The sequence below is a fragment of the Geobacter metallireducens GS-15 genome (assembly GCF_000012925.1).
In the GTDB taxonomy this organism is placed as follows: Bacteria; Desulfobacterota; Desulfuromonadia; order Geobacterales; family Geobacteraceae; genus Geobacter; species Geobacter metallireducens.
Genome location: NC_007517.1, coordinates 3650492 through 3676570 on the forward strand (window position 1 = coordinate 3650492; position 26079 = coordinate 3676570).

At 59.8% G+C, this 26079-nt stretch carries 21 protein-coding genes and 2 tRNA genes; 20 read left to right on the forward strand and 3 right to left on the reverse strand.

The annotated features are described in order from the left end of the window. The first annotated feature begins 98 nt into the window (after window positions 1-98). The 18 genes from GMET_RS16260 (at window position 99) to GMET_RS16345 (ending at window position 19995) form a co-directional block, all read left to right on the forward strand. Entirely contained in the window at window positions 99-1478 is a 1380-nt protein-coding gene (locus GMET_RS16260) for an FAD-binding oxidoreductase (RefSeq protein WP_004512683.1), read from the forward strand. 197 nt (window positions 1479-1675) lie between these two features. Then, window positions 1676-2941: a (Fe-S)-binding protein gene (locus tag GMET_RS16265; protein ID WP_004512684.1), complete on the forward strand. Its 1266-nt coding sequence runs from the start codon at window positions 1676-1678 to the stop codon at window positions 2939-2941. A 243-nt stretch (window positions 2942-3184) separates the two neighbouring features. Continuing rightward, window positions 3185-3748: a helix-turn-helix domain-containing protein gene (locus GMET_RS16270; protein ID WP_004512685.1), complete on the forward strand. Its 564-nt coding sequence runs from the start codon at window positions 3185-3187 to the stop codon at window positions 3746-3748. Window positions 3749-3886: 138 nt separating this feature from the next. Further along, a complete protein-coding gene (locus GMET_RS16275) occupies window positions 3887-5611 on the forward strand; it encodes an acyl-CoA carboxylase subunit beta (protein WP_004512686.1) in 1725 nt (574 codons plus the stop codon). 172 nt (window positions 5612-5783) lie between these two features. Next, window positions 5784-8663: a biotin carboxylase N-terminal domain-containing protein gene (locus tag GMET_RS16280; protein WP_004512687.1), complete on the forward strand. Its 2880-nt coding sequence runs from the start codon at window positions 5784-5786 to the stop codon at window positions 8661-8663. Between the two features lie 106 nt (window positions 8664-8769). Then, window positions 8770-9405 carry a dTMP kinase gene (locus tag GMET_RS16285; protein ID WP_004512688.1) on the forward strand — a complete coding sequence of 212 codons (636 nt, stop codon included), beginning with the start codon at window positions 8770-8772 and terminating at the stop codon, window positions 9403-9405. A gap of 92 nt (window positions 9406-9497) precedes the next feature. Next, window positions 9498-11156 carry an acyl-CoA mutase large subunit family protein gene (locus tag GMET_RS16290; protein WP_004512689.1) on the forward strand — a complete coding sequence of 553 codons (1659 nt, stop codon included), beginning with the start codon at window positions 9498-9500 and terminating at the stop codon, window positions 11154-11156. Between the two features lie 4 nt (window positions 11157-11160). Beyond that, a complete protein-coding gene (locus tag GMET_RS16295; RefSeq protein WP_004512690.1) occupies window positions 11161-11571 on the forward strand; it encodes a GxxExxY protein in 411 nt (136 codons plus the stop codon). Window positions 11572-11619: 48 nt separating this feature from the next. Then, complete coding sequence (mce, locus tag GMET_RS16300) at window positions 11620-12024, forward strand: methylmalonyl-CoA epimerase (protein WP_004512691.1); 405 nt, start codon at window positions 11620-11622, stop codon at window positions 12022-12024. Window positions 12025-12550: 526 nt separating this feature from the next. Beyond that, window positions 12551-13969 (forward strand): hypothetical protein, encoded by a 1419-nt coding sequence (locus GMET_RS16305; RefSeq protein WP_004512692.1) that lies wholly within the window; start codon window positions 12551-12553, stop codon window positions 13967-13969. A gap of 129 nt (window positions 13970-14098) precedes the next feature. After that, window positions 14099-14380 (forward strand): hypothetical protein, encoded by a 282-nt coding sequence (locus tag GMET_RS16310; protein WP_004512693.1) that lies wholly within the window; start codon window positions 14099-14101, stop codon window positions 14378-14380. Between the two features lie 188 nt (window positions 14381-14568). Further along, window positions 14569-16101, forward strand: coding sequence for an FG-GAP-like repeat-containing protein (locus GMET_RS16315; RefSeq protein ID WP_004512694.1), 1533 nt, complete (start codon window positions 14569-14571; stop codon window positions 16099-16101). A gap of 25 nt (window positions 16102-16126) precedes the next feature. Further along, window positions 16127-16525, forward strand: coding sequence for a type VII toxin-antitoxin system MntA family adenylyltransferase antitoxin (mntA, locus tag GMET_RS16320; RefSeq protein WP_004512695.1), 399 nt, complete (start codon window positions 16127-16129; stop codon window positions 16523-16525). Next, window positions 16518-16937 carry a type VII toxin-antitoxin system HepT family RNase toxin gene (hepT, locus tag GMET_RS16325; RefSeq protein ID WP_004512696.1) on the forward strand — a complete coding sequence of 140 codons (420 nt, stop codon included), beginning with the start codon at window positions 16518-16520 and terminating at the stop codon, window positions 16935-16937. Before mntA ends, hepT begins: the two co-directional genes overlap by 8 nt. A 173-nt stretch (window positions 16938-17110) precedes the next feature. Continuing rightward, window positions 17111-18415: an ATP phosphoribosyltransferase regulatory subunit gene (locus tag GMET_RS16330; protein WP_011366168.1), complete on the forward strand. Its 1305-nt coding sequence runs from the start codon at window positions 17111-17113 to the stop codon at window positions 18413-18415. A 13-nt stretch (window positions 18416-18428) separates the two neighbouring features. Beyond that, window positions 18429-19721: an adenylosuccinate synthase gene (locus tag GMET_RS16335; RefSeq protein WP_004512698.1), complete on the forward strand. Its 1293-nt coding sequence runs from the start codon at window positions 18429-18431 to the stop codon at window positions 19719-19721. 70 nt (window positions 19722-19791) lie between these two features. After that, window positions 19792-19867: transfer RNA gene (locus tag GMET_RS16340), tRNA-Lys, on the forward strand. A gap of 50 nt (window positions 19868-19917) precedes the next feature. Further along, window positions 19918-19995: transfer RNA gene (locus GMET_RS16345), tRNA-Glu, on the forward strand. A gap of 146 nt (window positions 19996-20141) precedes the next feature. On the opposite strand, the gene GMET_RS16350 is transcribed toward GMET_RS16345, so the two are convergent. From GMET_RS16350 to GMET_RS16360, 3 genes are all read right to left on the reverse strand, one after another. Continuing rightward, window positions 20142-20936, reverse strand: a complete 795-nt coding sequence (locus GMET_RS16350) for a sterol desaturase family protein (RefSeq protein ID WP_004512699.1) — start codon at window positions 20934-20936, stop codon at window positions 20142-20144. 126 nt (window positions 20937-21062) lie between these two features. Next, a complete protein-coding gene (locus GMET_RS16355; protein WP_004512700.1) occupies window positions 21063-21836 on the reverse strand; it encodes a lytic transglycosylase domain-containing protein in 774 nt (257 codons plus the stop codon). A gap of 9 nt (window positions 21837-21845) precedes the next feature. Next, window positions 21846-23240: a sigma-54-dependent transcriptional regulator gene (locus tag GMET_RS16360; RefSeq protein ID WP_011366169.1), complete on the reverse strand. Its 1395-nt coding sequence runs from the start codon at window positions 23238-23240 to the stop codon at window positions 21846-21848. 455 nt (window positions 23241-23695) lie between these two features. On the opposite strand from GMET_RS16360, the gene GMET_RS16365 reads away from it, so the two are divergent. Both GMET_RS16365 and GMET_RS16370 read left to right on the forward strand, forming a co-directional pair. Continuing rightward, on the forward strand, window positions 23696-24190 hold the full coding sequence (locus GMET_RS16365) for a chemotaxis protein CheW (protein WP_004512702.1): 495 nt from the start codon (window positions 23696-23698) through the stop codon (window positions 24188-24190). 37 nt (window positions 24191-24227) lie between these two features. Beyond that, on the forward strand, window positions 24228-26051 hold the full coding sequence (locus tag GMET_RS16370) for a chemotaxis protein CheA (RefSeq protein ID WP_004512703.1): 1824 nt from the start codon (window positions 24228-24230) through the stop codon (window positions 26049-26051). Window positions 26052-26079 lie beyond the last annotated feature (28 nt).

The following is a 26079-nucleotide window of genomic DNA, read 5'->3' on the forward strand; positions in this document are numbered from 1 at the left end:
GTTGAAAATCACAAGACAAGTTCTTTGAACGTTTTGTATTTTAGCTTTTGATTTCTCAGTTGCTCTGTTGCTCTGTGTTATTCAAGAACAGAGGTAACATGCTCGACAACCGCATCATCGATGAACTGAAAACCATCGTCGGCGCCGACAACGTGGCCACCGACCGCCAGGACCTGATCTGCTACGGCTACGACGCCACCCAGATGGAATTCCTCCCCGACGCCGTGGTTCACCCCGGCAGCCCCGACGAGGTTTCCGCGGTGCTGAAGCTGGCCAACCGAGAGCAGTTCCCGGTCTATCCCCGGGGGGCCGGCAGCGGCTTCACCGGCGGGGCGCTCCCCAAGGGGGGCGGTATTGTCCTCGTCGTCACGCGGCTTAACCGCATCCTCCGCATCGACACCGAGAACCTCATCGCCGAGGTGGAGCCCGGCGTAGTCACCGAGCAGTTCCAACTGGAGGTGGAAAAGCTGGGGCTCTTCTACCCGCCGGACCCCGCATCCCTCAAGTTCTCCACCCTGGGGGGAAACGTGGCCGAGAACGCCGGCGGTCCCCGCTGCGTGAAGTACGGTGTCACCCGGGACTTCGTCATGGGGCTCGAAGTGGTCCTTCCCTCCGGCGAGATCATCCGCACCGGGGGCGAGACCTACAAGGGGGTGGTGGGGTACGACCTAACCCGGCTCCTCTGCGGCTCCGAGGGGACCCTCGGCGTCATCACCAAGATCATCTTCAAGCTCCTGCCGTTGCCAGAGGCGAAGAAGACCATGATGACCATCTTCGACTCCATCGACGGCGCCGCCAAGGCGGTCTCCACCATCATCGGCAACAAGATCATCCCCACGACCCTGGAGTTCATGGATCACGCCACACTCCAGTGCGTGGAGAAGCGCTTCAACCTGGGGATTCCGGCCAGCGGCCGAGCCGTCCTCATTATCGAAGTGGACGGCGACCGGGACCTGATCGAGAAACAGGCGGCCCGCATCCAGGAATTGATCAAACCGCTGGGATTGGTTGAGTGCAAGATCGCCAAGGACGCCGCCGAATCCGAGGCCCTCTGGAAGGTGCGGCGGCTGGTGTCGCCGTCCCTTCGGGACGTGAACCCGGACAAGTTCAACGAAGACATCGTGGTCCCCCGCTCGAAGGTGCCCGACGTTATCCGGGTGATCGAGAAGATTCAGCAGAAGTACGCGATCCCCATCGTCAACTTCGGCCATGCCGGCGACGGCAACATCCACGTCAACATCATGATCGACAAGTCCGTGGCCGGACAGGAAGAGAAGGCCCACGAGGCCATCGCCGAGGTGTTCCAGGCGGCCCTTGACCTGAACGGCACCATGTCCGGCGAGCACGGCGTGGGGCTCGCCAAGCAGCCCTACATCCACCTGGAGCTGAAACCGGCCCAGGTGGCGACCATGCAGGCCATCAAGAAGGCCCTGGACCCCAACAACATCCTCAATCCGGGGAAGATGTTCCCGGTGTAAGTAGCTGCAAGACCAACTTCATTAATAACACGGAGAGACGGAGAGCACGGAGTTCCAGTACTATCAGGAAATTAGATTCACAAATGATTTCCTCATAATTCGACGATCAGCTGGACTTCTCAAAACACTTCTTCTTTTTAGTTACGAGCTTTTCTCCGTGCCCTCCGTCTCTCCGTGTTATTCAAAAAGGTTTTCCCGTGGATCCTCTCAAACGAGTCGAAAACGAACTGAAAAAATGCGTGAAGTGCGGCGCCTGCCGGGCCCACTGCCCCGCTTTCGCCACCTTCGGCAAGGAGCCGGCCGTGGCCCGGGGGAAGGTGGCCCTGGCCCAGCACCTCCTCAAGGGGGACATCGAGCTGGACGACGCCACCTACGCCGCCATGTCCAAGTGCCTCCTCTGCGGAAGCTGCGTGGAAAAGTGTCCCAACGACGTCCCCACGGACGAGATCGTCGTGGTGGCCCGGGAGGCCCTCTCGGGCCAGCGGGGACTCACCACCTTCCACGCGGCGGTGGGGCGGGTGATCAGGAATCGCTCTCTCATGAAATTTGGCGCCGCGGCGGCCCGGATTCTCGGTCCCCTCTTTTTCCGCAAGGTGCCGGAGACCTCGGGGCTGCGGCTCCGCTTCCCGCTCCCCTTTTTGGGGGGGAAGCGCCACATCCCCTCCATCGCGAAAAAGCCGTTCCTGGACCGCCACCCCGAAGTGATTCCAGGGGAACCGGGAAAGCCGCGCATCGTCTACTTCGTCGGCTGCATGACCAACTTCTGCTACCCCCAGGTGGGGGAGGCGGCCCTGGCCCTGTTCCGGCACCTGGGGTGCACGGTTATCATCCCCAAGAACCAGCAGTGCTGCGGCCTGCCGGGAATGTCCGGCGGCGACCTGGACACGGTGCGCGGGTTGGCCGAGAAGAACCTGGCCGAGTTGGAGCGGTACGAGGCCGACTACATCATGACCGCCTGCGCCACCTGCGGCGGCGCCCTCCACAAGTTCTACCCCAACCTGGTAGGTAAGCGGCACCCGGAACTGGCGGCCCGCCTCAAGGCCATCGCCGAGAAGACCGTGGACGCGGCCCAGCTCCTGCAAAAACTGGGGCTCAATCCCGAGGAAACCGGCGCCGGCAGCGACATCCGCGTCACCTACCACGACCCGTGCCACCTGAGAACCCGCGCCATCACCCGTCAGCCCCGGGAACTGCTGCAGGGGACCCCGGGCGTGGAACTGGCCGAGATGGAGGGCGCCGACAAGTGTTGCGGCCTCGGCGGCACCTTCAACGTCTACCACTACGAGAGTTCCCTGGCCATCAACAAGATGAAGAGCGCCGCCATCATCAACACTGGCGCCGATGCGGTGGTCACCGGCTGCCCCGGCTGCATGATGCAACTCTCCGACGGGCTCAAGCAGCAACGCAACCGGACCCGCGTCCTGCATACCCTCGAGATCCTCGCCCGTTCCATCCGCCCGTAATCCGGCGAGTCGGCGGGACGGGGTTTCCATCCCTCTCCCGCCGACTCGTTTTTCCCCTCTGGAAAAATCGTTCTATAGTCTCCTCAATGACGGTATCCATCTCTCCCTCCCCGCTCCAATCCCCCGTCTATTCTGACAAATTAAGTCAAGATAAAAATTATTTTATTGACAGTACAAACCACTTTAGGGTATGTAAATGCTGAATAAAAACCAGTTTTATTTCTTTCTTCAACGGGGTAGCGGATGTCCGAATACAACATCGGGGCCAAGATCAAAAAGCTCCGTCTGGCCAAGAAGCTGACTCTCCAGGCGGTCGCCCGAGAAACAGGCTTTTCCCCCGCCCTCATATCCCAGATCGAGAACAACAACGTCTCCCCTCCCATCGCGACCTTGTCCAAGATCGCAAAATTCTTCGACGTTAAGATCAGCCTCTTCTTCTCCGAGGATGAAGAGGAATACCGCTATGAGGTGGTTCGCCGGGGCGAGCGCAAGGTGATCCCCCGGGTCATCTCCCGGGCCGGCACCAGCCAGGGGTACTCCTACGAGTCACTCTCCTTCCGCAAGCAGAACAAGAAGATGGAACCCTTCCTCCTCACCGTCACCGAAAAGGCCGCCGAGGAGAACACCTACAGCCATGATGGCGAAGAGTTCCTCTTTGTCATGAAAGGGACTGCGGAGCTACTGCTCGAAGACGAACGGATCGCCCTCGAAGAGGGGGATTGCGTCTACTTCGACTCGTCCCTCAGACACCGACTCCTCTCCAGGGACGGAAACGAAGTCCAAGTGCTGGCGGTGGTTACCCGCTAAACCGACACCCCCCTCAGACAACCCGTTTTTTTATGCAGAATCGTATACATAATCACCTTTAAACGTGCACGGAACTCAACAGGAGGGATTTCGCAATGCGACTGTTGAAAAAATCTACCAACCGGAAGGATGGCCGCGATGTCTAAGAATGCAATCAAACCGCAACTCAAGAACCCGTTTGACCCCCCCGAGAAAGTAGAATTTACCATCCCTGGCGAAATCTCTCGGACGACCGGCCCCTACGAGGAGGCGATACAGGAGGGATACGACCTCATCCAGCGCCCCATCAAGTCGGTCAAGATCGACCAGATCGAGAAACAGCACTTCAAGAAGCGGATGACCGTGTGGGAACGCCTCAAGGTCCTCTCCGACCAGGCTCCCAACGTCCTGTACCAGAACTGGGGCAAGAACCTGGACGGTGCCTCCCTGGTGACCGCCATCATGAATATCGGCGGCCGCGACGTTGCGGTCTACGGCCATGACTTCACTGTCCGGGCCGGCTCCATCGATGCCACCAACGGGAGCAAGCTGGCCAAGCTTTTCAACCTGGCCGGCGAGAAGGGGATTCCCCTCATCGGCATGAACGACTCCGCGGGCGCCTTCGTGCCGGCCGGGGTCGGCGGCCTCGACGGCTACGCCGAGGCATTCACGGCCCTGCGCAAGATCAGCGGCGTGGTCCCCTCCATCATGTGCATGTTCGGCTTCAACGCCGGCGGCGGCTCCTACCTGCCGCGGCAGGGGAGCTTCGTCATCCAGCCCAACGAGACCTTCTTCGGCCTCACCGGCCCCGGCGTCGTCAAGTCGGTCCTCGGCGAGGACATCACCCCCGACGAGCTGGGGGGGCCCAAGGTCCACGGCAGATCGGGCGTAGCCGACCTGACCGTTTCCGATGAACTTGCCGCCCTCCGCACGGCGGTCCGCCTCCTCTCCTACATTCCCGACAACAACAGCGTGGGGGCTCCATTCCAGAAGACCAGCGATCCCCTGGACCGCAAGACCTGGGAGATCAACACGCTCCTGAAAAAAGCCTTCAACTCCCCCACCGGCTTCAACACGCCGTTCGACGTCTCCATCATCATCCAGCAGATCTGCGACCACGGCGACTACTTCGAGCTCCAGCCCGAGCGGGCCAAGGAAGCGGTCACCGCCTTCGGCCGCCTCGGGGGCCAGGTGGTCGGCTTCGTGGCCAACAACTCGGCGGTGGCCTCGGGACAGATCGACTGCGACTCGGCGGTGAAGATCGCCCGTTTCGTCCGGTTCTGCAACATCTACAACATACCCATCATCTTCATGGAAGACACCACCGGCTTCCTGCCGGGGCGCGAACAGGAGAGCCGCGGCATCGTCCAGGCGGGCCGCTCCATGCTCGACGCCATCGTCGACGTCCGGACCCCGCGGATCCTCCTCATCCTCCGCAACGCCTTCGGCGGCGCCTACGCGTCCTACAACAACTACCCCACCGGCGCCGACCTGGTGCTAGCGCTTCCCACCACCCGCCTCGCCGTCATGGGGCCCGCCGGCAAGGAATTCGTCTACAAGGACGAACTGCGCAAGATTCGCGGAACCGTGGCCGAGATGGTCAAGAAGGGGACCGAGGAGCGGATCTGTGCCGGCACGGAAGCCGCGGCAGCCAAACGGGATGCCGAGAAGGAAGCCGCCGAGTGGCTCAAAGGCCAGGAAGCGACCCTGAACCAGCGGTACGAAAAAGAACTGATGAACCCGAAGGAAGGTCTAGCCCTGGGCTCCATCTCCTCCATCGTCATGCCAACCGACCTGCGCCAGGTCCTGGGCGAAAACATCGCCTTCCTGATGCGGCACTACAAGCCGTCGCCCATGTGCGGCCCGCAGCGCGAGTTCCACTAGATTATTGAATAACACAGAGACACGGAGGACACGGAGAAAAACCTCTTGAACGGTTTCACCTGCTGTGCCGAGGCTTACCCCAATTAATGGTTTTAGCCGTTCTCCGTGCCCTCAGTCTCTCCGTGTTATTGATCAGGCATTTTTCATTCTAATGAATTGGAGATAGAGACCAATGACCGACCTGTACATGAACAACCCCTTGATTCACCGGGACCGTCGTCTCGGCGCGTCCGATTCCGAGTGGGTGCGCTCCTTTGCCTGCGAGGACCTGAAGCCGCTCATCGTCTGCCGCGGCCCCATCCGCAAGGAGGCCATGGATGTCTATGAGGAGATGGGGATCACCCACTACGGTATCCTCCTCTCCGAGAAGGACTCCATCGTCTACGCCAACGCCCTGGCTCCGGAACTGCGCCAGCTGACCGATTCCAACCGGGTCCACCGGGTGCCTGACTACACCGGCGCCTCCAAGGAGGAGCGGGTCGAGCGGATCGGCCAGATCATCCAGATCGCCAAGGACAACGGGTACGACGCCATCTTCGCCGGCTACGGCTTCATGGCCGAGGACGAGGAGTTTGTCGCCGCCATCGAGAACGCCGGCCTGTCGTTCATGGGCCCCAACTCCCGCACCCAGGCCGACGCCGGCAAGAAGGACGAGGCCAAGCGGACCGCCCTCCAAGTGGGGGTCAGCGTCACCCCGGGCATCAACAACGTCACGGCCCGGACCCTGGTCAAAAAGCACCAGACCCGCGAGGCGCTCCTGGCCCTCGTGCCGGCCCAGGGGCTCGACGTGGACGCCAAGGTCCTGAAAGACACCAAACTCTCCCTTGAGGAGTTGGCCGACGCCATCCTCTACGCCTCCTACGCCAAGGGTATCGACCTCTACTCCATTGAGGAGCTCTCCGCCCAGGTGCAGGTGGAAGTGGCGAACATGTTCACCGAGTACCCCGGCAGCCGGATCCGCCTCAAGGCCATTGGTGGCGGCGGCGGCAAGGGGCAACGGATCCTCGGCGCGTCGCTGCTGAACACCAAGAAGCCGACCGAGGCCCAGGTCAGGGAAGCGGCCGCCGAGGCCCCCGGCCTGGTCCGGGAGGTCCTCAACGAGGTCAAGGCCAACGGCGTGGGGGACAACAAGAACGTCCTCATCGAGCTCAACATCGAGCAGACCCGCCACAACGAGATCCAGCTCCTGGGCAACGGCGAGTGGTGCATCTCCATGGGGGGTCGCGACTGCTCCCTCCAGATGCACGAGCAGAAGCTCCTTGAAATCTCCGTCACCCAGGAAGGGCTTGCCCTGGCCATCGACAAGGCCAAGGCTGCCGGGCGCAAGGCCGAGGTGAAGGCCCTGGAGAGCGACCTCAAGGTGCTCAAGCGGATGGAGGAAGATGCCGCCAAGTTCGGCGCCGCCGTGGGGCTCGACTCCGCTTCCACCTTCGAGTGCATCGTGGACCGGGACCGTTACTACTTCATGGAAGTGAACACCCGCATCCAGGTGGAGCACCGGGTCTCCGAGCTCTGCTACTCCCTCAAGTTCACCAATCCCAAGGACAAGAACGATTTCTTTATCGTCGAGTCCCTGGTGGAGGCCATGGCCCTGCTGGTGAAGCACAAGAAGCGGCTCCCCAAGCCGGAGCGGATTGCCCGGTTCGCGGCCGGCGCCGAGGCCCGCCTCAACGCCACCGACGCCTCCCTCTCCCCCCATGCCGGCGGCATGATACGGTACTGGTCGGATCCCATTGAAGGAGAAATCCGCGATGACCAGGGAATCTGCCTGGTCAACCCCGACACCGGCATGTTCATGCGCTACAAGGTGGCGGGCGCCTACGACTCCAACATCGCCCTGCTCCTCACCAAGGGAGAGGACCGCCTCGACAGCTACCTGAAGCTTTCCGAAGTTCTGGGCAAAACCATCCTGCGCGGCACCGACCTGGCCACCAACCTGGAGTTCCACTACGGCCTCGTCAACTGGTTCCTTGGCCAGAACGTCATGGCCAAACCGACTACCCGTTTCGTGGTCCCCTACCTGACTCTGGTGGGGCAGCTGAAGGAAGAGGCCAACAAGCTCGACACGGTCTTCGCCTTCATCCAGATGAAGAAGGCCTACGCCAGGAAGGTGGCCGCCCAGTTCCCCGACGACCCGAAGATCGCCAAGGAGATGTCCGCCATCCTCGACCGAAAGGGAACCCTGGTCACCCGCCCCATGGACCGGCTCCTGGCCGACCCGCACCTCCTCTCGGGGTGGCTCTCCATCAACCGCAGGAACTTCACCATGGAAAACGGGAAGGTAATCTGGCACGACAACCCCTTTGTGATCCTGGCAGACACCTACGAGTATCTGAACATGTCCTACGACCCGGCGGCACCGGCAGCCGACGTGATCTGGGACCATGACAACGACCTGCTCCAGAAGGGACTCCGCTTCTACACGACCCTGGCCGGCCATTTCAAGCTGGGGCTCCACGAGTTCGACGCCCTTTCGGCCATCCTCGTCAAGGAGAAGCCCCAAGGCGGGTTCTCCGACGAACGGTGGCTCGAAATCCAGTCCGCCCACATGGGCTTCGAGGCCGGGCTTGAACTCCTCGGCATGCTCTTCATCATCGCCGATACCGTCAAGTTCTGGGACTTCAAGGTTGAGGACGACCTGGAAGTCACCATCCCCGACTACCTGAACGATCCGGAGCTGCAGGCCAGGATGAAGAAGATTCTCGTTCCTCCCCCCGCCACCAAGGCCGACGAGATCGTCGCCATGTGCGGCGGCATGTACTACGGCCAGGAGGCGCCGGGCATGCCCGCCTTCGTGTACGAGGGGATGCACTTCGAGAAGGGGCAGGCTCTCTACATCATCGAAGTCATGAAGATGTTCAATACCGTGCGAGCCACCTTCTCAGGCACCATCGACAAGATCATTATGCAGGGCGCCGACGGGAGCATCGTCCAGAAGGGGCAGCCCCTCTTCAAGGTCACGCCCGACGAGAAATTCGTCGAAGTGAACCCGGAAGAGGTGGAACAGCTCAAACGGGAGCGGACCGCGGCCTATCTCAAGGCCGTTCTCTAGCAGGCCCTGCCCGCATCCGCCGGCCCCGCCCGGAAAGGCGGGGTCGGTTTTTATGGGCCGGCCGAATTGCCTTGCCTGAACTAACACCAACATTCGGGAGGATACCGTGAGAAAAGGAAAACTTATCGTCATTGAGGGAATCAGCGGCTCGGGCCAGCAGGTCAAGGCGGCCATCGTGGGGCTGCACAAGGCGCTGACAGGAATGAAATACGACGTGGTCGAATGCGCCAACCCCGATTCCGGCCGGGCAAAGGAACTCGGGATCGACAATCTTCTCAACTGGCCCTTCGGCAGGACCCCCCGGGCCGACTTCATGTTCGAGGCCGCGGTCCGGACCGAGGTCTTCAAGAACATCGTCGAGCCGGCGCTCCAGGATGACAAGATCGTCCTGTGCAAGCAATCGAGCATCTCTTCCCTGGCAAACGCCTGGGTCAGCGGTTACACCAAGCATTTCGACGTGCTGCGCCATATCGAAAAGCTTTCCCGGGGATTTCTCTTCGAGGATGAGATCTATCCGGACCTGACCCTCTTCATCGACGTGCCGGCCCAGGAGGCCTTCGAGCGGATCGAGGATGTCCTGCAGATCCACCACGAAGGGGGCATCGAATACTATGAGAAGATGCGGGAGTTCTATCTCAAGGAGATTTCCCGCTGGCATGGCGCCAGCATCGCCGCTGGAGCCGACAGGTCGGAAGAGGAGATAAACGCCGACATCTGGGCCAAGGTTCAAACCATCCTCTAGCCGCACAACCCACCGACGCGCCCCTGCTGAACACCACGGCGGGGGCCGTTTTCATTTTCAGGACACGAATTATCCACCGGAAGGAGAACACCATGAGCATCAGCGACAAGAAACAGGCCTGGCAGGACACTGTCGTGGCCAAGAGCATCGCCAGATCCCCGGAGCGGAAGCCCGAATTCCGCACCACTTCCAATATCGAGATGGAGCGCTGCTTCACTCCCGGCTTCGACGACTATCCGGGCTACGAAGAGGAGCTCGGCTTCCCGGGCCAGTACCCCTTCACCCGCGGCGTCCAGCCCACCATGTACCGGGGCCGCTTCTGGACCATGCGCCAGTACGCCGGTTTCGGCACGGCCAAGGAATCCAACGAGCGCTACAAATATCTGCTTCAGGCGGGTCAGACCGGCCTTTCCGTCGCCTTCGACCTCCCCACCCAGATGGGGTACGACTCCGACGCCGCCATGGCCCAGGGCGAAGTTGGTAAAGTAGGGGTCGCCATCGACTCCCTGGCCGACATGGAGATCCTCTTCGACGGCATCCCCCTGGACAAGGTCTCCACCTCCATGACCATCAACTCCACCGCCGCTATCCTCCTAGCCATGTACATCGCCGTGGCCGAGAAGCAGGGTGTCTCGCCGGAGAAGATTTCCGGCACCATCCAAAACGACATCCTCAAAGAATACATGGCCCGGGGGACTTACATCTACCCCCCCCAGGAGTCGATGCGGATCATCACCGACATCTTCGCCTACTGCAAAGACAACGTCCCCAAGTGGAACACCATCTCCATCTCCGGCTACCACATCCGCGAGGCGGGCTCCAGCGCCGTGCAGGAAGTGGCCTTCACCCTGGCCGACGGCATCGCCTACGTGGAAGCCGCCATCAAGGCTGGCCTCAACGTGGATGAATTCGCCCCCCGGCTCGCCTTCTTCTTCAACGCCCACAACAACCTCTTGGAGGAAGTCGCCAAGTTCCGGGCCGCCCGCCGCATGTGGGCCACCATCATGAAAGAGCGGTTCGGGGCCAAGGATCCCAAGTCCCTCATGCTCCGCTTCCACACCCAGACCGCCGGCTGCACCCTCACCGCCCAGCAGCCCGACAACAACATCATGCGGGTCACCATCCAGGCCCTGGCCGCCGTTCTCGGCGGCACCCAGTCGCTCCACACCAACTCCCGCGACGAGGCCCTGGCGCTCCCCACCGAAGACTCGGTCCGGATAGCGCTCCGCACCCAGCAGGTCATCGCCTACGAATCGGGCGTGGCCGACTCCATCGACCCCCTGGCCGGCAGCTTCCTCGTGGAATCCCTCACCGACCAGATCGAAATGGCCGCCACCGAGTACATCAACAAGATCGACTCCCTCGGCGGCGCCGTCGAAGCCATCTCCCGCGGCTTCCAGCAGAAGGAAATCCAGGACTCCGCCTACGCCTACCAGCGGGCCATCGAAACCGACGACCTGATCATCGTCGGGGTCAACAAGTTCACCGTCACCGGCGAGCCGGCCCCCGAGCTTCTCAAGATCAAGGAAGAGGTCGAAATCGCCCAGAAGAAGTCCCTCGGCGACATGAAGGCCAAACGCGACGACGCAAGGGTCAAGGAAACCCTCGCCGCCCTCGCCGCCGCCGCCAAGGGAACCGACAACCTCATGCCGCCGATCCTCAACGCTGTCAAGGCCTACGCCACCCTCGGCGAAATCGCCAACGTCCTCCGCGACGTCTTCGGTGTCCACCGGGAGACGGTGGTGCTGTAATTTTATGGGAATAACACGGAGAGACGGAGAAACGGAGAAAAAGCTCTTAGAATCAGAATTGACCGACCTGATTATTGGCAAAGCCATTGTTGTCCACAGTACGCTCGGTCCAGGGCTTCTCGAATCAGTTTATGAAGCCTGCCTTGCCTATGAATTATCAGAAGCCGGCTTACACGTAGAACGTCAAAAGGTTTTGCCGGTACGATACAAGAACATCAACCTTGATGATGGACTCCGCATGGATCTGGTTGTCGAAAACAGGATCATTCTCGAATTGAAGTGCGTTGACACCATTCTCCCGGTCCACGAAGCACAGCTTCAGACCTATTTGAAGCTTTCAGGATTGAGAGTTGGGCTTCTCATGAACTTTTATACGAAATACCTGAAAGAGGGAATCAAACGGATAATATTCTGATTTTCTCCGTGCTCTCCGTATCTCCGTGTTATTCAGAAAGGTTTTCCCATGCTCACCAAAATCAACCATATCGGCATCGCCGTCCAATCCCTCGCCGACGCCGTTCCCTTCTACCGCGACAACCTCGGCATGGCCTTCATGGGCACCGAGGAAGTTCCGGAGCAGAAGGTCACCGTGGCCTTTTTCCAGATCGGTGAATCGAAGATCGAGCTCCTGGAGCCCACATCCGACGACAGCCCGGTGGCGAAGTTCATCGAGAAGAACGGCGCCGGCATCCACCACATCGCCTACGAGGTGGAGGACATCGAAGCGGCCATCGCCAGGCTCGTGGCCGACGGCGCCCGGATGATCGACAGCGTGCCGCGAAACGGCGCCCACGGCGCCCGCATCGCGTTCATCCACCCTAAAACAAGTCGTGGGGTCCTGACCGAACTCTGCCAGATGGGGCACTGACTGCATAAAGCCTCCCCAGGCCTTGATTTATCGGGATTTTTTTCTTGACATTGCTTTTAATCTCTTTATAGTGTCCCTGAATTTTAGAACGCTATTTTGCAATTTAACGTTATTGCGATAAAAATGTAACATATTCGTGACATTAACCAGGCATTATCCACGTTTTCACACTGATGACGCAGTGCCCCATGCAGTTTGCGATTGACAGAACCTGATTGTTAAGTAGAATCTCATCCCTGATATGAACGCACAGGTGCCGATGTCTACACGTCCTTATCACAATTTTGCTTGCATGTTCGCAACCGGCGGGGTCTCCCGCAGGTTTGGCGCATTGACTGAACGACCCCTTTTCCCCCTTCCCTGAGAAGGGCGAAAAGGGTTTTTGTTTTTGGAGGGGGTACTTAAGCCAGTTACGTCTGGACATTTCTCTCGGGAAAGGTGGTGATCGGCGAAACAGCACAACAAACCACGGCTTTTAGCACCACAACTCTCATATGCAGTTATTATCACCAATGAAGGAGGCAACATGAAAAAGAAAGTATTGGCAGTATCCGCAGCCTGTGCGCTGACCGCTGCGACGGCAGTTCCGGCCCTGGCGCTGGAAAACGAGTTCCACGGGATGTTCCGGGTGTTCGGGACGATGTCAAACTTCAACGACGGTGGTTCCGGGCGCCTTCTGCCTACAGACGCAACCACGGGAAGAGACCCCAAGACCAGGAGCTTCGTCGAGCAGCGGGCCCGCCTCATGTACATCGCCAAGGCCAACGACGATCTCAAACTGGTTACCCACTTCGAGATCGACTCCCGCTGGGGTGACAACTCCTATGCCAACGGCCGCAACTCCGGCGGCGCCATCGGCGCCGACACCGTGAACCTGGAAACCAAGAACGTCTACCTCGACTTCAACATCCCCTCCACCCCCATGAACTTCAAGGTCGGTATCCAGCCGCTCGTCGACTCCTACAAGGGGGTCTTCTTCAACACCGACGTGGCCGCAGCCCTTGCCACCGCCAAGCTCGGCAACGGTTCCGTGGTGGTCGGCTTCGCCCGGTTGGACGACGCCGACACCTTTACCCTTGGTTCAGCAGCTGGCAGATCAACGTCCACCCCCGGTAAGGCCAAGCGCGACCTCTACATCGTGGACGGCAAGTACAACATCACCAAGGACGTGAAGGTTGGGGCCTCCTACTACCTCCTCAACGTCGATCAGAAGGCCGGGGATAACTTCGTCCCCACATCAACCACCCAAACTTATGACTACATGCGCCACACCTTCGGCGTGAACGCTGAAGCAAAGTTCGCACCTCTCACCCTGGACGGCTTCCTCCTCTATCAGACCGCCCGCACCAACGGGCCGGACAAGATCGACCAGAAGGGCTGGGCCGCCAACCTTACCGGCAAGGGGAAGCTGGGCCCTGGCACCCTGAAGGCGTCGTTCCTCTATGCCTCCGGCGACAGCAAGAGAGGCACGGTAAGAGATGACAACACCTATTACGGGATCACCAACGAGACCTCTGGAGCCAACGGCGAGCACAGCTTCTATGAGTCCGACATGATGATCCTGTTCCGGAACAAGTACAACATTACCGGCGACCGGGCCATCGTGTACAACGTGACCAACGTCATCGGCGGCTTTGTGGGCTACAACGCCAACATTACTCCCAAGGCCTTCGCCAACGTCAATGCCGGTTTCGTGGCTGCCGCCACGGGGAACGACGACTTCGGTTCCGCGCGCGTCACGATTGGCGGCCACAAGAGTGATTACCTCGGCACCGAGATCAACGGCGAAATCGGCTATAAGGTGTTCGACAACCTGACCGCCAGCCTCCAGGGCGCCTATGTGTTCCTTGGCGACTACTACAAGGATACTGTCGGCACGGCAGCCAATCCTCAAACCCCGCGCGACCCGTACGAGGGCCGCATCATGCTGAACTACGCATTCTAAGTAATGCTCGACGCCGGGGGGAAGCGCTGCTTCCCCCCGGTTTTTCTTTACGCTGTGCCGTTTGACTTTACCGCGCTGTCTGGTTAACTAAATGAACAGGAAGTTCAACTATCCACTTGGAGGTCAACCATGAAGAAGATGGCTGTATTGTTGATGGCGGCATTTATGATGTCGGCTACCGTACCGGTTTTCGCTGCTGAGATGACCAAGGAAGAGAAGGACCAGTGCCTCCTGGCTTCCAAGAACTGCGGTATGGAGGTCGACACTCTGCAGAAGAAGATCAAGAAGCTCAACTCCGAGATCAAGAAGGGGAAGAAAGTCTACTCCGCCGACGAGATCAAGAAGCTCCAGCAGAAGCTTGACGAGGCCAACGCCCTGCTCGACGACATCCTCAAGGGTGGCGGCAATTAACCCGTCCCGCACCGGCACCATCCCGAGGGGAGAGGCAACTCTCCCCTCTTTTTGTTTCAGTGTGCCGCAGTGGTGATTCAGCCGACGACTAATGCTTTGACATGGTAAAGGCGGTTTGCAATAATCGGCCTGCGCAACCTAGTAACTCAGCAACAATCAAGAAGGTAACACCTCTTCCAGGAGCAACAATGAAAAGACTTTCCCTTCTCTGCGCAGTTCTGTTCGTGGCCCTCACGGCCGCCTCCACCCTGTTCGCGGCCCAGATCAGGGTTTACGTGTCGGAGTTCGCGGTGACGGGCGCCGCCAACAAGGATGAACTGAAGTCGACGCTGCAGACGCTGTTTGCATCGCGCCTGAGCAATGATTCGGTGCTGTCGGTGGACTCACCGGTGGGGGCCGATGTGCTGGTGAAGGGGAGCTATATCGCCTTCGGCAAGGTCTTCAGCCTCGACGCGGTGGCCAAGGATACGAGCGGCCGGGTCATTGCCCGGTCGTTCCAGCAGGGGGAGAGCCAGGACGAGCTGATCCCCGCCGCCGGCAAGCTGGGGCAGAGCCTGGCGGCCGAGATCGCGGCCAAGGTGAAGCCGGGCGTGGTGATGGTGCCGCAGCCGGTTGTCCAACCGGTCGCCGCGCCGGTACCGGTTCCCGTCTCCGACGTGGTGCGCCCATCCGCTCCCCAGCCGGCCGCGGATGTGGTGAAGGCGTCCACCACCAGTGATATTGTGAAGCCCCAGGATCTTACCCGCACCGCCTCGGGCGGTTGGATGAGCCAGCGGCTCACGGGTACCCTCATCGGCATTGCCCCGGGCAAGGCGGCGGCCGACGGGACACGGGATTTCTACGTGGCCGACGAGCAGGCCCTGCGCCTCTATCGCAAGAGGGAGGGGCTGAAGCTGGTGGCCGAGGTATCGTTCTCTCCCGGCGACCGGGTGATTGCTGTCGATTCCGCCGATCTGGACGGCGACGGGACCCCCGAAGCCTACCTGACCGTCCTCAACGGCGATTCGCTCGCTTCCCAGGTATGGGTGGCGGAAAAGGATTCCCTCAAGCGGGTCGCGGCCAAGCTCCCCTATTACTTCCGCGGAATCGCCCTGAACGGCAAAGAGTATAAGATGTACGCCCAGCAGATGAGCACCGACAAGGATTTCTACGGCGACGTTTACGAGGTGGTCAAAGCCGGTGACCGCTTTGAGCTGAAAAATCCCATAAAGCTCCCCCGCTTCGGCTACCTGTACAACTTCAACCAGTTCCGTGACGCGGCGGGTAACAGCTGCACCGCGGTGCTGAACGACGACGGGTACCTCATCGTCTATTCCGCCGCCGGCGAGGAACTGTGGCGGAGCAGCGACAAGTTCGGCGGTTCGGAGACCTACTTCAAGCGCGAGGATCTGGCCAATGTCCAGAGGACCGGCGACCCCTTCCGCTGGGTCTTCCTGGAGCAACGGATTACGGTTTCCCCATCGGGCGAGGTGATCGTGCCGAAAAACGAGGGGATGTTCGTCATCGGCAACAACCGCGCCTACAAAAAGAGCAGCATCTATGCCTTTACCTGGAACGGATCATCCCTGGACGAGGTCTGGCACACCAAGCAGAGCCAGAGCTACCTGGCCGATTACCTCTATGACGGTGCCCGCAAGGAGCTTGTGGCCTTGGAGGTGGTGAAGAAGGAAGGGCTCCTGGACAAGGGAGCCAGCGTGGTGGTGGTGAAGAGGGTGGAGTAAAGGTACCGAGCCTGTGAACGATGCCATGACCGAAACAATCCGGGCGTTTTTCGCCGGCGACGAGGCGGTGACGGCAGTCTACCTCTTCGGCTCACAGGCCACGGGGAAGGCCACGGCGAAGAGCGATATCGATTTGGCGGTCCTTCTCCGGGAAAAGCCCGCGTACGACTACCGCCTGAGGGCAATGTCCGACCTTGCGAGCCTCTTGAAAACGGAGGTGGATGTACTGGTGCTGGACCAGTGCGGAATTCTCATGCAGCGGCAGGTGCTGAAGCACGGCATCGTCCTTTATGAACGTGACAGGAGAGCGCGCCTGGCATTCGAAATCCGTTCCCGCAAGATGTATTTCGATTTTCTCCCGGCCCACCATCTCTTCGTAAGCAAGAGGGAGGAAAGGCTTTTGCAGGGAGACGGCAATGGTTGACAGGGAAGTGGCGGAGAGACTCATCGGGCTGCTGGAAGGATATGTCAATGACCTCCGATCGGTTCAGTCCATGAGCTTTGCCGAGTATTCAGCCGACCTCCGGACCAAGAGGTTCGTTGAACGGACCTTGCAGATAGCCATAGAGGCCTGCCTTGACCTGGGTTATCACATTATAGCGGATGAAGGACTGCGGGAGCCCGAGGACAACAGGGATGTATTCAAAGTCCTTGCCGAAGGGGGAATTATTAATGCGAAGCTCCTGGAAGCCCTCCAACCGATGGCCTCGTTTCGGAATCTGATCGTCCACGATTACGGCAAAATCGACGACGAAATAGTCTTCGGCATTCTGCAGCGAAGACTTGGAGACTTTACGGAGTACTCAAGAATGATTGTTCGTCATATGCGCTGCTGAACCGATGTCTCTTCGCAGCGGTTTGCCGCAAAGCGGTCTTCGGGCCGCTTTTTTCTTTGTTTTTCAGCAATTTCGAGGGGATATATTTCGTTGACATCGAACCCGTATGCTGCTACGATTTTTCCCGTTTTGCTTACGGTTTAGCACTTTTTTTCACTTCACAGGACACGCGTTTGACAAATCCCGCTCCCATAGAAGCGCCCCTTCCCAAGGGGGTAACCGACTTTCTTCCCGAAAAGGCCGACAAGATCGGCTACATCGAAGGGAAAATCCGCAGGGTGTTCGAACTCTGGGGCTTCCGGCGGATCATCACCCCGCTCCTGGAGTTCCAGGACGTCATGGCCGCGGGCCTCGGCGAGGATCTCAAGGAGCGGACCTTCCGCTTCGACGACCGCCAAACCGGTAAGCTCCTGGCCATTCCCTCGGACATCACCCCCCAGGTGGCCCGTATCGTCGCAACCCGCATGCGGGGCTGCCCCCTTCCCCACCGACTTTACTATATCGGCCGGGTGCTCAGGCACGTGGAACTCCAGTCGGGTCGAAGCCGCGAGACGTTTCAGGCTGGGGTCGAGCTGATCGGGCTCGATTCCCCCGAGGCTGATGCCGAGATGGTTGCCATGGCGGTGGAAATCCTGAAGGGGCTCGGGTTCGAAGAATTCAAGGTGGATCTGGGGCATACGGGGTTCATCCGCGGGGTCATGGCGGCTTCGGGGCTCGGCGGCGATGCGCGCCGGCGGCTCCAGGAGGCAGTGGGGAAGAAGGACTCGTCGGCGGTCAGGGCAATCCTCGAAACCGAGCCGGTCGCGGACCGGATCAAGGAAGAGCTCGCCGCGCTGCCGCGCCTATTTGGCGGGCGCGAGGTGCTGGCCGAAGCGGCGCGGGTTGCTACTTCCGATTCATCCCGCCGGGCACTGGACAATATCGCGCAGGTGCTGGACATTCTGGATATCCACGGCGTTTCCGACCACCTGACCCTCGACCTGGGGGAGATCCGGGGGCTCGATTACCACAGCGGCCTCACGTTCGAGGGGTTCGTGACCGGAATCGGCGAGGCGGTCTGCAGCGGCGGGCGCTACGACAACCTGACACAGCGCTACGGATATCCAGCCCCGGCCACCGGCTTCGCCTTCAATATCCTGGCCCTCCTGAACGCACTGGAAAAGCGGCCCGATGTGGAGGCGAGCAAGACCCGCGATCTCCTCATCTTCAACCTCAAGGACGACCGCCGGGAGGCCCTCGAAATCGCCCAGCACCTGCGGGCACTGGGTTACTCCACCGCCCGCGACATCATCCACAGGGACTTCAACGACTCCCTCGATTATGCCCGGCGGATGAATATCCTCAGAATGATGGTAATCGGCGGCGACTACTGCGCAGCCGACGAAGCATACGTTGTACGGGTGGCAGACAAACGGGGGACGGCCGTCAAGAAGGCCGATCTCATGCGGAACGATTTTTCGCTCAATACCCTTCCCTGACAAGGAGAAGAACATGGCAAACGTGGTAGTGGTTGGCGCCCAGTGGGGCGATGAAGGAAAAGGCAAGGTTGTCGATATCTACACCGAGCATGCAGACGACGTGGTCCGCTACCAGGGAGGAAACAACGCCGGCCATACGCTGGTCGTAAACGGCGAGAAGACCGTCCTCCACCTCATTCCGTCCGGGATTCTCCACAAGGGAAAGCGGTGCATCATCGGCAACGGCGTGGTGCTCGACCCCGAGGTCTTCATCATGGAGATCAACCGACTGAAGGAAAAGGGTCGCCTCCAGGACGACAGCGCCCTTTTGGTCAGCGAATCGGTCCACATCATTATGCCGTATCACAAGCAGATCGACCTGGCCCGTGAAGCCAAGAGCGGCGACAAGAAGATCGGCACCACCGGCCGGGGCATTGGTCCCACCTACGAGGACAAGATCGGCCGTCGGGGGATCCGCCTCATGGATTTGCTCGACCCCGAAATATTCGCCCGCAAGCTCCGCGAGAACCTGGAGGAGAAAAACTTCATCCTCGAAAAGCTCCTGGGCGAAAAACCTCTCTCCTTCGATGAGATCCACAAAACCTACAGCGGCTACGCCGATATCCTCCGGAAGTATGTTGCCAACACTTCCCTGATTCTCTGCAAGGACATCGCGGCGGGGAAGAAGCTCCTCTTCGAGGGTGCCCAGGGAACCCTTCTCGACGTGGACCACGGCACCTATCCGTTCGTCACCTCTTCGTCCACCTGCGCGGGAGGCGCCTGTACGGGAACAGGGGTTGGCCCCCGGGATATCCACGAAATTATCGGCATCTCCAAGGCGTACGTGACGCGTGTCGGCAGCGGCCCCTTCCCCACCGAGCTGCTGGACGCCGACGGCGAGCAACTGCGCCAGACCGGCGGCGAGTTTGGCGCCACCACCGGCAGGCCCCGGCGCTGCGGCTGGTTCGATGCCATGGTGGTCCGCTTCGCCGTGCGGGTCAACGGCCTTACCGGCGTGGCGCTCACCAAGCTGGACGTCCTGAACGATTTCGATACCATCAAGATCTGCACCGGCTACACCTACGAGGGGAAACCGGTTGAGGACCTGCCGGCCAACCTGGCGGTATTCGAGAAGTGCCAGCCGGTCTACGAGGAAATGCCCGGCTGGAAGAGCGACATCCGCGGCGTTCGCCGGTTCGAGGATCTCCCGGAGAAGGCCCGGCTCTATGTCCATCGGCTCCAGGAGCTGATCAGCTGCCCCATTGTCCTTGTTTCGATCGGTCCAGGCCGCGACGAAACCATAACGATCAGAAACCCGTTTGCGTAAAAAATTGAGCGTTTGGAAATTTTTTCTTGACGCATCGCAATAGGTTTGATAAAAGATGTTTTCTCTTTGAGAGCCGCTAGCTCAGCTGGTAGAGCACCTGACTTTTAATCAGGTGGTCGTTGGTTCGATCCCAACGCGGCTCACCATTCACAATCGAACGACCCGGTCGGATATCCGACCGGGTCGTTTTCCCTTCGTCCCCTTCGTCTAGCCCGGCCCAGGACACCGCCCTTTCACGGCGGCGACGCCGGTTCAAATCCGGCAGGGGACGCCAATCGAAGGCCCTTCCGTAAGATGCGGAAGGGCTTTTTTTGTTGCTACGCTTTATCGCCTGCTTCTCCAAACCCTTTCCCCCTCCAGACTATCCTCCCTCCTGTGATGGTCCAGCTCGCATGTCCTCACCGCGACAGAGCTACCGCTTCAAGTCGATTTGCGCACAAACGGCTGAACGAGAAGACGGGAAAGGGTCAGCTGTGCCGGATCACGGAACTCCTTAAGCCCGATCGTCATTTCCCCATGGCCGCCTTCGGGCTGTGGACGATAGGTGCCTGCCAGGCGGTCCCACCAGGGGAGATTAAAGCCGAAGTTGCTGTTAGTTTCCCGAAGAATAATTGAATGGTGGACACGGTGCATGTCCGGCGTCACGACGACGAGCCGCAACCACCTGTCAAAGGTGAGAGGAAGCCGAATGTTGCCATGATTGAACATTGAGGTAGCATTCAGTGCCACCTCGAAGGCAACCACCGCCACAACGGGCGCTCCGAGCAGCGCAACCGCCCCAAGCTTGATCCCGGCCGAGAGAAAAATCTCGACCGGGTGAAAGCGGTTGCCGGTCGTAACGTCGATGTCAAGGTCGGTGTGGTGCATCCGGTGGAGACGCCAGAGCACCGGAAGAAAGTGAAAAAGGACATGCTGCAGGTAAATAATCAGATCGAGGGCGATGAAGGCCAGAAGAATCCCGGCCGATGGCGGAAGGACGACGGTGTTCATGAGTCCCCAGCCGTGTTCGCGCGCCTGTACCGCCATGTCAGCGGGGAGGACGGTAAGGGTCAGGCGTACCACCGCGGTGTCGATGGCTACTAGGGAGAGATTGGTGTACCAACGCCGTGCCTTGCTGTCAGTGAGCCGTCGGCGCGGAGCCGCCACCTCCCAGATGGCAACCGCCGCCAGCACGCCGAAGAAAAAAGCGAGCCTGATCAGCGCTTCGTCGTGCATGCCCTTATCCCCTCCCCTGTCCTGCCCAAAAGCGATGCTGCGCTACGGAGAATGTTTACCACGAAAAAGGCCCCCTCGCATCACGCGAAAGGGCCGTTGACGACCGACGGGGATCAAGTGGCGCCATCAGGCGTACTGATTGTAGTAATCTTTCACCTTGGCAAGATATTCGCGGGTTTCCCGGGGAAGGAGATGGGGCTTGCGATCGACATTGCCCGGCCCCCAATTGTAGGCGGCAAGGGCCTTGTCCACATTCCCGCCGTAACGGGCCAGGAGATCCTTGAGAAACTTTGTGCCGGCCATGACATTCTGCTCGGGATCGAAGGAGTTGGTGACCCCGAGTCCCTTGGCGGTGGCAGGCATGAGCTGCATGAGCCCCTGGGCGCCCACCGGGGAGACGGCGTTGGGATTGAAGTTGCTTTCGGCCTTGATGACTGCCTTGATGAGTCCAACCTCGACGCCATGGCGGCGTGAAGCACGATTGACGACGTCGTCGAGCCAGTTGCCACTGCCCTTTGCGGGCAGAGGCTCGGGAGCGGCAGAAGCAACCGGGGCAGCAGAAGATCCCCCGGCAGCCACGGGAGATGCCGGATCAACAGGTTCCCGGCTGTTTTCGGCAAAGCTCTTGAGCATGAATTCCACGGCACGCCCCATTGCCGGCGGATTCCCCCCACCTTCGGAGTCGCCAAGAGTGAAGGCGCTCCGCATCATGTCGAGCCGCATCAATTCCGCAGCAGCGGCAGCGGAGGCACGTGCTCCCGGCTGCACGTCGATACCGGTACCGGCAGCCAGGAACTCGTCGAAGACGAGGCCTGCACCGGCCTCTCGAACAGTGGGGCGGTCAGTCTGGGGTTTGGATTCGGATGGAGTGGAACGATTGATAAGAGTATCGATGATCATACCCACGTCTTATGCAAAAGACGTGGCAATTGTATCGAGTCTCCGCTTTTTTAATTTCTCGATGAGGGTGGTTCGCTTGAGGTTCAGAAGAAGAGCGGCCTCCTTCTTGTTGCCGCCGGTCTTCTTGAGGGCCTGGAGGATGAGGTTGTTTTCGAACTCCTCCACCACGGTATTGAGGCAGATGCCCGAATCGGGAAGGGTCATGCTTTCGGAAGGGGGGGAAATGGTGACGCCGGAGAACTTTTCGGGCAGATCATTGACACCAATGGCGCCGAACCCCTTGAGGATCACGAGGCGCTCCACGAGGTTCTCCAGTTCGCGCACGTTGCCGGGCCAGTCGTAGTGGACGAGAAGGTCCATGGCGTCGGAGTCGATCCCCTTCACCTTGCTCTTCTTGTTGCGGTTGAAACGCTCAAGGAAAGAGTTGACCAGGAGCGGGATATCTTCCTTGCGCTCCCGCAGGGGCGGAATGAAGATGGGAATGACAGAGAGCCGGTAGTAGAGGTCTTCGCGGAACTGTTTCGTGGCGACCAGCTTTTCCAGGTTCTGGTTGGTGGCGGCAATGATCCGCACGTCGATCTTCTTGGAGCGGGTGGCACCCACCGGCTCCAGCTCGCGGTTCTGCAGCACCCGCAAGAGCTTCACCTGGAGGTTCGGTTTCATGTCGCCGATTTCGTCGAGAAACAGGGTGCCGCGGTCGGCCATCTCGAAACGGCCGATGCGGTTCGCCACGGCGCCGGTGAAGGAACCTTTCACGTGGCCGAAGAGCTCGCTTTCAAGGAGCTCGTCGGGGATGGCGGCGCAGTTGACCGGCACGAAGTTGCGAGTCTTGCGATTGCTCAGGTCATGGACCGCCCGGGCGACCAGTTCCTTGCCGGTCCCCGACTCACCCTGAATGAGGACGGTGGAATCGGACTCGGCAACCTTTTCGATCAGCTCGAAGAGGGAGAGCATCTTGGAGCTCTCGCCGATGATATTCGGCATGAGGGCCCGGTTCTTGAGGGCCGGCTTGGCCCGGTAGGTCTGGCTCTGGAGGGACTGGTGCTCGAACCCGCGCTTCACGTGCGTTTCAAGCTCGTCCAGATTGAAGGGCTTTTCCAGATAGAAAAAGACCCCTGCCTTGAGGAGGTTGGAGGCCATTTCGTAGTTGCCGAAGGCGCTGTAGGCAATGATGACGGTGCCCGGACGCATGGTCTTCAGCTTCTTGACGAATTCGAGGCCGTTCACCCGGGGCATCATCAGGTCGGTGATGACAAGGTGAACCTCTTCGGTTTCCAGCTTGTCGAGGGCGTCCTGACCGTCACAGGCCTGGACCACGTCGTACCCTTTGTACTTGAGAAAAGCGGCTACAAAGTCTCGGGTTTTTTTGTCGTCGTCGGCAATGAGCAGTCGCGGCGTATCCATGGTTTCCTCGAACAAACTGGGTATCTGGAGCGGGTCATCTCGATGCGGACGTCAGTGTAGTCATAATCCTGACAAAAGTCAACAAAATGACGACCAGTGATAAATATTTTTTACGGGAACCTCTTGAAACAACTTTTGTATTCGTCCGACTCCCTCGCCAGCCCGATGCGGCCGGCGGCGCCCATTTCAGATTTTCTGTCGCACGGCGTGTCAATTTTTATCAAAGACCCAAAACCTACCGAGAAACCGTCGAAAAAAATTGTTAAAATTTTCACCGGCTGCGCCGATAAATATAAATGCACAGCCTTCACTGCGAAAAAGTCCTCTATCCGCCAGATTCATTCTGAATCGAGCGGCATGAGAACACTCTTTGCATCGAGCAGTGAAGTGTTTCCTTGCAAGCGACCAGGGCGATGAATTCCGATCAGTCGGAACGGATAAGGAGGAAGAGGGCGATGGAAACTGCGCTGCAGACCAAAGTAGAGGAATCGAGAAGCGAACTGATCCAACTCGTGAGCTTCAAGCTGGAGCAGGAGGAGTATGGGGTAAACGTCCTGAAGGTGCGCGAGATCATCCGGATGCCGAGCATCACCCGCGTTCCCAATACCCCCCACTATATCGAGGGGGTGATCAACCTGCGGGGCAAGGTAATCCCCATCATCTCCATGCGCAAGCGTTTCAGCCTCCCCGAGGGGGAGACAAGCAGCCAGACGAGGATCATGGTCATCGACATGGAAGGGGAGCTGATGGGATTCGTGGTTGATGCGGTCTCAGAGGTGATCCGGATCTCCGAGAGCGAGATCCAGCCTCCGCCGGCCGTGGTCAACAGCGCCGTGGAGCAGGAGTGCCTCGCGGGGGTCATCAACCAGACCGACCGTCTCCTCTTCTTCCTCAACCTGGAGAAACTCATCTCCCGGGACGAGCGAAGCCTGTTCAGCGGCATGATGTGACACAATAAATATCTTTCACATTCGTGAGGAATAGCAGATGGCGATTGAGTGCGAAGACCAGGAACTCCTGGATGGATTTTTGACCGAAACGGCGGAACTGCTCGAGAAGCTTGACGACGATCTGGTTGCCCTGGAAAAGACCCCATCGGACGCGGAGCTCATGAACGGCATTTTCCGGTCGATCCATACGGTGAAAGGGGCCTCCAGCTTTCTCGGTTTTGAGCTTCTCGTGAAGGTCACCCACAAGACCGAGGACGTCCTGAACCGCATGCGGCGGGGAGAGCTGGAGGTAACCCCGGAGGTCATGGACGTGATCCTGGAGGCGGTGGACCTGGTGAAACTCCTGGTGAGCGACATCAAGGGGGGAGACATCGTCGAGCGTGAAATCGACGGGACCGTCGGCAAACTCCTCCCCTTCCTCTCGGAAAACGCCAAGGAAGCGACGGTTCTCAAGCCGTCGGCGACCACCGTGACGCCTTCAGCGCCGGCCGAAGCGGCTCCGACGCCCCAAGCGACGGAAACGGAAACCCACCCCTCTGCCGAACTTTCTCCGGCCCCGGAGGCAGCGCCGGTCAAGGCACCCGAGCCCGCTCCCCGCGTCCAGGCGCCCCCGCCCCCTGCCCCCCGTGACGACAAAAAGGGGGATGACCTGGCGGACAACACCACGGTCCGGGTGGATGTGAAACGGCTCGACGACCTCATGAACCAGGTGGGGGAGCTGGTTCTTGAGCGCAACCGGATGATGCAGCTCAACACCGATTTCAACGACGGCGGAGACGACACCTTCGGCGAAGAGTTCGGCAAGCTCTCCAAGCGGATCAGCTTCGTTACCTCGGAACTCCAGATGCAGGTCCTCAAGATGCGGATGATCCCGGTGGAAAAGGTCTTCAAGAAGTTCCCCCGCATCGTGCGCAACCTGGCCCGGGACCTGGGCAAGGAAGTGGATCTCCTCGTCTTCGGCGAAGAGACCGAACTGGATCGCTCAGTGGTGGATGAAATCGGCGACCCGCTGATCCACCTGATCCGTAACGCCATGGACCACGGCCTGGAGACCCCCGACGAACGGATGGCGGCCGGCAAGCCCCGCAAGGGGACCCTGATCCTCTCGGCGGCCCATGAGGGGAACCAGATCGTCATCAGCATCAAGGACGACGGCAAAGGGATTGATCCCGAGAGAATCGCGAGAAAAGCGAAGGAAAAAGGGCTGGTAACCGACGAGCAACTGGCCGCCATGGGACAGCGTGAGATCCTGGACCTGATCTTTCTCCCCGGCTTCTCCACCAAGGAGAAGGCCACGGACCTCTCGGGACGCGGCGTCGGCATGGACGTGGTCAGAACCAACATCAAAAAGCTGAACGGCATCATCGATATCCGCAGCGAACTGGGGCAGGGGTCCGAGTTCATCCTGAAGCTCCCCCTTACCCTCGCCATCATCCAGTCGCTCCTGGTGGAGGTGGAGGACGAGACCTACTCGATCCCCCTGGCGGCGGTCCTGGAGACGCTCCGGGTGGAGGAACGGGAATTCCACACCATCGGCGGCCAGGAGGTGCTCAAGCTTCGAGATTCGGTGCTCCCCCTCATGCGGCTGCAGAAGATTTTCAACGTCGCCCCGAGCGAGCGGAGCCGTGTCGCCTGCTACGTGGTTGTCGTGGGGGTTGCCGAGAAGCGGGTCGGGCTTGTGGTTTCGCGGCTTCTGGGGCAGCAGGAGGTGGCCATCAAGTCCCTCGGCAAGTACCTGGCAAACCTCCCCGGCATTGCCGGCTCCACCATCCTCGGTGACGGACGGGTCACCCTCATCATCGACCCCGCGGGGCTCATGGAGAACAGCGACGGAAGCGGCGGCGGCCGCATTGCCGCCTGACCCGCCGGCCGAAAGCACGATACTCAAC

What these genes read in the sequence shown, in the direction of transcription:
- GMET_RS16355 (WP_004512700.1), bottom strand. Translation starts at nt 21,836, where the DNA reads ATGATCATCGATACTCTTATCAATCGTTCCACTCCATCCGAATCCAAA.
- GMET_RS16280 (WP_004512687.1), top strand. Translation starts at nt 5,784, where the DNA reads ATGACCGACCTGTACATGAACAACCCCTTGATTCACCGGGACCGTCGT.
- GMET_RS16260 (WP_004512683.1), top strand. Translation starts at nt 99, where the DNA reads ATGCTCGACAACCGCATCATCGATGAACTGAAAACCATCGTCGGCGCC.
- mntA (WP_004512695.1), top strand. Translation starts at nt 16,127, where the DNA reads ATGACCGAAACAATCCGGGCGTTTTTCGCCGGCGACGAGGCGGTGACG.
- GMET_RS16335 (WP_004512698.1), top strand. Translation starts at nt 18,429, where the DNA reads ATGGCAAACGTGGTAGTGGTTGGCGCCCAGTGGGGCGATGAAGGAAAA.
- GMET_RS16290 (WP_004512689.1), top strand. Translation starts at nt 9,498, where the DNA reads ATGAGCATCAGCGACAAGAAACAGGCCTGGCAGGACACTGTCGTGGCC.
- GMET_RS16370 (WP_004512703.1), top strand. Translation starts at nt 24,228, where the DNA reads ATGGCGATTGAGTGCGAAGACCAGGAACTCCTGGATGGATTTTTGACC.
- hepT (WP_004512696.1), top strand. Translation starts at nt 16,518, where the DNA reads ATGGTTGACAGGGAAGTGGCGGAGAGACTCATCGGGCTGCTGGAAGGA.
- GMET_RS16315 (WP_004512694.1), top strand. Translation starts at nt 14,569, where the DNA reads ATGAAAAGACTTTCCCTTCTCTGCGCAGTTCTGTTCGTGGCCCTCACG.
- GMET_RS16305 (WP_004512692.1), top strand. Translation starts at nt 12,551, where the DNA reads ATGAAAAAGAAAGTATTGGCAGTATCCGCAGCCTGTGCGCTGACCGCT.
- GMET_RS16360 (WP_011366169.1), bottom strand. Translation starts at nt 23,240, where the DNA reads ATGGATACGCCGCGACTGCTCATTGCCGACGACGACAAAAAAACCCGA.
- GMET_RS16275 (WP_004512686.1), top strand. Translation starts at nt 3,887, where the DNA reads ATGTCTAAGAATGCAATCAAACCGCAACTCAAGAACCCGTTTGACCCC.
- GMET_RS16365 (WP_004512702.1), top strand. Translation starts at nt 23,696, where the DNA reads ATGGAAACTGCGCTGCAGACCAAAGTAGAGGAATCGAGAAGCGAACTG.
- mce (WP_004512691.1), top strand. Translation starts at nt 11,620, where the DNA reads ATGCTCACCAAAATCAACCATATCGGCATCGCCGTCCAATCCCTCGCC.
- GMET_RS16310 (WP_004512693.1), top strand. Translation starts at nt 14,099, where the DNA reads ATGAAGAAGATGGCTGTATTGTTGATGGCGGCATTTATGATGTCGGCT.
- GMET_RS16295 (WP_004512690.1), top strand. Translation starts at nt 11,161, where the DNA reads ATGGGAATAACACGGAGAGACGGAGAAACGGAGAAAAAGCTCTTAGAA.
- GMET_RS16350 (WP_004512699.1), bottom strand. Translation starts at nt 20,936, where the DNA reads ATGCACGACGAAGCGCTGATCAGGCTCGCTTTTTTCTTCGGCGTGCTG.
- GMET_RS16270 (WP_004512685.1), top strand. Translation starts at nt 3,185, where the DNA reads ATGTCCGAATACAACATCGGGGCCAAGATCAAAAAGCTCCGTCTGGCC.